General features: G+C 73.6%; 4 protein-coding genes. All 4 read left to right on the top strand.

Annotated features, from left to right (window positions below; all coding sequences use genetic code 11):
- Positions 1–1458, top strand: a 1458-nt coding sequence (locus ACYVE9_RS12580) for an IucA/IucC family protein (RefSeq protein WP_461027890.1), incomplete at its 5' end; no start/stop codon positions are given.
- Positions 1455–2219, top strand: a complete 765-nt coding sequence (locus tag ACYVE9_RS12585) for a GNAT family N-acetyltransferase (RefSeq protein WP_461027892.1) — start codon at positions 1455–1457, stop codon at positions 2217–2219. The genes ACYVE9_RS12580 and ACYVE9_RS12585, both read left to right, overlap by 4 nt.
- A 163-nt stretch (positions 2220–2382) precedes the next feature.
- Positions 2383–4161, top strand: a complete 1779-nt coding sequence (locus ACYVE9_RS12590; protein ID WP_461027893.1) for an IucA/IucC family protein — start codon at positions 2383–2385, stop codon at positions 4159–4161.
- A 109-nt stretch (positions 4162–4270) separates the two neighbouring features.
- On the top strand, positions 4271–6268 hold the full coding sequence (locus ACYVE9_RS12595) for an ATP-dependent DNA helicase (RefSeq protein WP_461027891.1): 1998 nt from the start codon (positions 4271–4273) through the stop codon (positions 6266–6268).
- Positions 6269–6328 lie beyond the last annotated feature (60 nt).

Genomic DNA, 6328 nt, shown 5'->3' on the forward strand with positions numbered 1-6328 from the left:
GAACTCGTCGCCCGCGTCGCCGACTCCGTGCGCCGCACCACCGTCTTCCTCGCCGCACGCCGCGGACCTCCCGGCCCGCCGCCCGGCGCCGACCCCTACCTGGCGTCCGAGCAGTCGCTGCTGCTCGGACACCCGCTGCACCCCACACCCAAGAGCCGCGAAGGCCTCACCGACGCCGAGACGCTCCGCTACTCACCCGAGTCGCACGGCTCGTACCCGCTGCACTGGTTCGCCGTGGACCGCTCCGTCCTGGCGGCCGACTCCGCCTGGACCGAACGCGGCCGGCCCGTCACCGCCGAGCAGCTCGCCCGGCGACTGGCCGGACCCGGGCCGGCGGTGCCGGACGGCGCGGTGCCGCTGCCGCTGCACCCGTGGCAGGCCCGCGAACTCCGAGGCCGCCCGGCCGTCGCGGAACTCCTGGCAGCCGGACTGCTGCACGACCTCGGCCCGCACGGTGAGCCGTGGCATCCGACCTCGTCCATCCGCACCGTGCACCGACCCGGCTCGCCCGCCATGCTCAAGCTGTCACTGGGCGTGCGCATCACCAACTCCCGCCGGGAGAACCTGCGCAAGGAGGCCCACCGCGGCGTCGAGGTCCACCGGCTGCTGCGCACCGGCCTCGGCGACCGCTGGCGGTCCGCGTTCCCGGGCGGCACCGGCTTCGACATCGTGCGCGACCCGGCCTGGCTGGGCGTCAACCGTCCGGACGGCCGGCCACTGCCCGGCCTGGACACCGTCATCCGGCACAACCCCTTCACCGCCGGCAACGACGTGCTGTGCGTCGCCGCCCTCACCTCACCACGCCCCTGGCCCGGCGAACCCCCCACCCGGCTGCGCTCCCGCCTCGCCCGACTCGTGCACGCCCTGTCCGCCCGCACCGGCCGCAGCGTCGGCGCGGTGTCGGCCGAGTGGTTCCTGCGCTACCTCGACACGGTCGTCCGCCCCGTCCTGTGGCTGGACGCGGAAGCGGGCATCGCCCTGGAGGCACACCAGCAGAACACCCTCGTCTCGCTGGACGCCCACGGCTGGCCCGACGGCGGCCGGTACCGGGACAACCAGGGCTTCTACTTCCGCGAGTCCCGACGCGGCGCCCTCCAGAAACTGCTGCCCGGCGTGGGGGAGGCCGGCGACAGCTTCGTCAGTGACCCGGTGACCGACGAGCGCTTCGCCTACTACCTCGGCATCAACAACGTACTGGGCCTGATCGGCGCGTTCGGCTCCCAGCACCTCGCCGACGAACGCCTGCTGCTGGCCGCGCTGCGCCGCTTCCTGGCGGGTCAGGCGGCCACGGCGGACGGCACCCCCCGCTCGCCGCTGCCCGCGCTGCTGCTGGAATCACCCACTCTGCGCTGCAAGGCGAACCTGCTCACCCGGCTGCACGGCATGGACGAACTCGTCGGCCCGGTGGACACCCAGTCCGTCTACGTCAGCGTGCCCAACCCGCTGGCAGCCGGCTGACGACCGGGCCTTCCCCGCATCGGGCCTTCCCCGCACAAGGAGGCATCGCCATCCCGTCCACCGACCCCGAAACGGACACCGGCAGCGACGACAAGACGGTCGAGATCGACCTGCCACCGGAACTGGTCGCCCTGATCGAGCAGCAGGAGCAGGACCGGGCCGCCCGGACCGGCAACGGGCCACCGACACCGGACCTGCTGGGCGACATCACCCGCTGGCCCGCGGTGCGCTGCGCCGCCGGGCTGCTGCAACTCGTGCCCGTCCGCCGTGAACGGGACCTCACGCTGCTCACCGGATGGATGAACGACCCGGCCGTCGCCCGGTTCTGGCACCTGGCCGGCGACGAGCGCGTCACCGAAGCCCACCTGCGTCCCCAACTCGACGGCGACGGACGCAGCGTGCCCTGCCTCGGCGTGCTCGACGGCACACCGATGAGCTACTGGGAGATCTACCGGGCCGACCTCGACCCCCTCGCCCGCTACTACCCGGCCCGCCCGCACGACACCGGTGTGCACGTGCTGATCGGCCCCTCCGCGCAGCGCGGCAGGGGCCTGGGCACCGCCCTGCTGCGCGCCGTGGCCGATCTGGTCCTGGACCACCGGCCCCGGTGCGGACGGGTCGTCGCCGAACCCGACCTGGCCAACGTGCCGTCCGTCGCCGCCTTTCTCGCCGCCGGCTTCCGGCTCAGCGCCGAAGTCGACCTGCCCGACAAACGGGCCGCACTGCTGACCCGGGACCGGTTGCTGCGCCACGTCCTGTGAAGCCGGCCCAGCACTCGGTCCGTCCCCGGCCGACCGCAGCCGACGCCCTCGACCTCAGGAGACCCGCTTGTCCCGTCCACCTCGCGTGTCCGTCCCCTCCGGCGACGAGTCCCTTCCCACCGGCGATGTCCCCGAGCCCACCGGCGACGTCCCCCCGCCCACCATCGACGTCTCCGAGCCCACCGGCGACGTCTCCGTTCCGTCCGACGAGTGGCGGCGTGCCGCGCGCCGACTGCTCGCCAAGATGCTCGCCGAGTTCGCCTACGAGGGCATCGTCACCCCCGAGCCCGACGGTCCTGGCGACTGGGCCGTGCGGGGCTACCGGCTGCCCGTGCCGGGCGGCCCGGTCTACCGGTTCCGCGCCGCCCGCGGCGCCTACGGGCACTGGCGCGTCGATCCGGAATCACTCACTCCGTCCGGCGACCCGCTGGAGTTCGTGGCCCACGCGCACACCTCGCTGCTGCGACTGACCGGCGACACCACCGGCCACCTGCTGCGCGAACTCACCGCGACCCTGCGCGCCGACACCAGGCTCGCCGCCACCGCGCACAGCGCGGCGCAGCTGGCCGACCTCGGCTACGCCGAGCTGGAGGGGCACCAGAGCGGGCACCCGTGGCTGGTCGCCAACAAGGGCCGCATCGGGTTCTCCAGCAGCGACACCGACCGCTGGGCCCCCGAAGCCCGCACCCCCGCCCGGCTGCCCTGGCTGGCCGTGCACCGGCGGCTGGCCCGCTACCGCGGCGTTCCGGCGCTGGCCACCCCCGAACTGCTCTACGACGAGGAGCTGACCGCCGGCACCCGGGCCCGCTTCGCCCGGGCCGTCACCGACCACGGACGCGACCCGGCCGAGTACCTCTGGCTGCCCGTGCACCCCTGGCAGTGGGACGAGACCATCGCGCCGCTGTTCGCGGCGCAGCTCGCCGCAGGGGACGTGCTGCCGCTGCCGCCCGACGAGGACGAGCGGCTGCCGCAGCAGTCGATCAGGACGTTTCTCAACGTCAGCCGCCCCCACCTGCGGACGGTGAAACTGCCGCTGTCCATCCTCAACACCCTGGTCTGGCGGGGGCTGCCCACCGAGCGCACGCTCGCCGCGCCGGCCGTCACCCGCTGGATACACGCCCTGCGCGACGCCGACCCGTTCCTGGCGGAGACCGGGGTGGTCCTGCTCGGCGAGACCGCGTCGGTGACCGTGGAGCACCCCCTCTACGACAACCTGCCCGAGGTGCCCTACCAGTACCGCGAGCTGCTCGGCTGCATCTGGCGCGAGCCCGTCTCCCGCTACCTGGCGCCGGGTGAGCGGGCCCGGACGCTCGCCGCCCTGCTCCACACCGGCGCCGACGGGCGGTCCTTCGTCGCCGAACTCGTCCACCGCTCCGGGCTGCCGCCGCGGGACTGGCTGCGGCACCTGCTCGCCGCCCTGCTGCCCCCGCTGCTGCACTTCCTCTACCGCTACGGCACCGTCTTCTCACCGCACGGGGAGAACGCCGTGGTGGTCTTCGACGAGCGGGACGTGCCGGTGCGCCTCGCGGTGAAGGACTTCGTCGACGACGTGAACCTCAGCGCGGAGCCGCTGCCCGAGCTGGCGGACCTGCCCGCCGACGTGCGGGACGTGCTGCTGACCGAGCCGCCCGCGTTCCTCACCCAGTTCATCCACGCCGGCCTCTTCGTCGGTGTCTTCCGCTACCTGGCGCCGCTCTGCGAGAGCCGGCTCGGTGTGCCCGAAGCCGAGTTCTGGGCGATGACGCGGCAGACCGTTCTCGACCACCAGCGGCGCTTCCCCGAGCTCGCGGACCGCTTCGCGCTGTTCGACCTGCTGACGCCGCGCATCGACCGGCTCTGCCTGAACCGCAACCGGTTGCACGCCGACGGGTACCGCGACCGGGCCGAACGCCCGCACGCGGTCGTCGACGGCACCGTGCCCAACCCGCTGCACTCCCCGTGACCGCCCACACCGCCCGCCGCGCCGGGGCTCCGCCGGGCACCTGGGCTCCGGCGGGCGCCGGGGCGACCCAGCCCCCGGTGTCGGTGCCACCCCGTAAAGTGGCAGCCCTATGAGCGCTCCAGCCGGCAGGCCCGATCTCCCCGAACTTCTGCACGCCGCCGTGGCCGCCGTCGGCGGCACCGAGCGGGCGGGCCAGGTCGCGATGGCCGAGGCCGTCGCCGAGGCCGTCGAGGACGGCAGCCATCTGCTGATCCAGGCCGGCACCGGCACCGGCAAGTCCCTCGGATACCTCGTCCCCGCCCTGGCCCAGGGCGAGCGGGTGGTGGTCGCCACCGCGACCCTGGCCCTCCAGCGGCAGCTCGTCGAACGGGACCTCCCCCGCACGGTCGAGGCGCTGCAACCGCTGCTGCGCCGGCGTGCCGAGTACGCGATGCTCAAGGGCCGGTCGAACTACCTGTGTCTGCACCGCCTGCACGAGGGTGTGCCGCAGGAAGAGGAAGAGGGCCTCTTCGACCAGTTCGAGGCGGCCCGCGCCTCCTCGGCGTTCTCCGGCGGCGCCTCCAGCAAGCTCGGCAAGGACCTGCTGCGACTACGGGACTGGTCCGACGACACCGAGACGGGCGACCGCGACGACCTCACCCCGGGTGTCTCCGACCGTGCGTGGGCCCAGGTGTCGGTGTCCTCCCGGGAGTGCCTCGGCGCGACGAAGTGCGCCTACGGCGCCGAGTGCTTCGCCGAGGCGGCCCGGGAGCGCGCGAAACTGGCCGACGTCATCGTCACCAACCACGCCCTGCTGGCGATCGACGCCATCGAGGGCGCCCCGGTGCTGCCGAGCCACGAGGTGCTGATCGTCGACGAGGCCCACGAACTGGTCTCGCGGGTCACGGGCGTGGCCACCGGCGAGCTGACACCCGGCGGCGTGAACCGGGCGGTCCGCCGGGCCGCCAAGCTGATCGACGAGAAGGCGGCCGACCAGCTCCTGACCGCTTCCGAGACGTTCGAACGGCTGATGGAGCTGGCTCTGCCGGGCCGCCTGGAGGAGATCCCCGAGGAGCTGGGTTACGCGTTGACGGCCCTGCGGGACGCCGCCCGTGCGTGCCTCACGGCGCTGGGCAACACCCGTGACAAGTCCGTCCAGGACGAGGACGCGGTGCGCAAGCAGGCCGTCGCCTCGATCGAGTCGGTGCACACCGTCGCCGAACGACTGCTGGAGGGCTCCGAGTACGACGTCGTCTGGTACGAGCGGCACGACCGGTACGGCGCCTCGCTGCGGGTGGCGCCGCTGTCGGTCTCCGGGCTGCTCCGCGAGAAGCTCTTCACCGACCGTTCGGTGGTGCTGACCTCGGCCACTCTGCGGCTCGGCGGCGACTTCAACGGGGTCGGCGCCTCACTGGGGCTGGCCCCGGAGGGCGAGCAGCAGGACGACATGCCCAAGTGGAAGGGGCTGGACGTCGGTTCGCCCTTCGACTACCGCAAGCAGGGCATTCTCTACGTCGCCCAGCACCTCGCCCCGCCGGGGCGGGAAGGCGGCCGGAGCGACATGCTCGACGAACTGACCGAGCTGGTCGAGGCCGCCGGTGGCCGCACGCTGGGCCTGTTCTCCTCGATGCGCGCCGCGCAGAACGCGGCCGAGGAACTGCGCGGGCGGGTGGACCACCCGATCCTGCTCCAGGGCGAGGAGACGCTCGGTGAGCTGATCCGCAGGTTCGCGGCGGATCCCGGCACCTGCCTCTTCGGCACGCTCAGCCTCTGGCAGGGGGTGGACGTGCCGGGCCCGAACTGCCAGCTGGTCGTGATGGACCGGGTGCCGTTCCCCCGCCCCGACGACCCACTGATGAGCGCCCGGCAGAAGGCGGTCGAGGAGGCGGGCGGCAACGGCTTCATGGCGGTGGCCGCCACCCACGCCGCACTGCTGATGGCGCAGGGCGCGGGTCGGCTGGTGCGCGCCACCGGGGACAGGGGAGTGGTGGCGGTGCTCGACCCGCGGCTGGCGAGAGCCCGGTACGGCAGCTTCCTGCGCTCCTCGATGCCGGACTTCTGGTACACCGCGGACCGCAACCAGGTCCGTCGCTCCCTGGCAGCCATCAACACCGCCGAAGCGTCCTGACGGCCGGGGCGCCGGCCGCCGAACCGCCCTGACCGCCGAGCCGCTCCGGCCACCGCGCCC

The organism is Streptomyces sparsus (genome assembly GCF_054776295.1).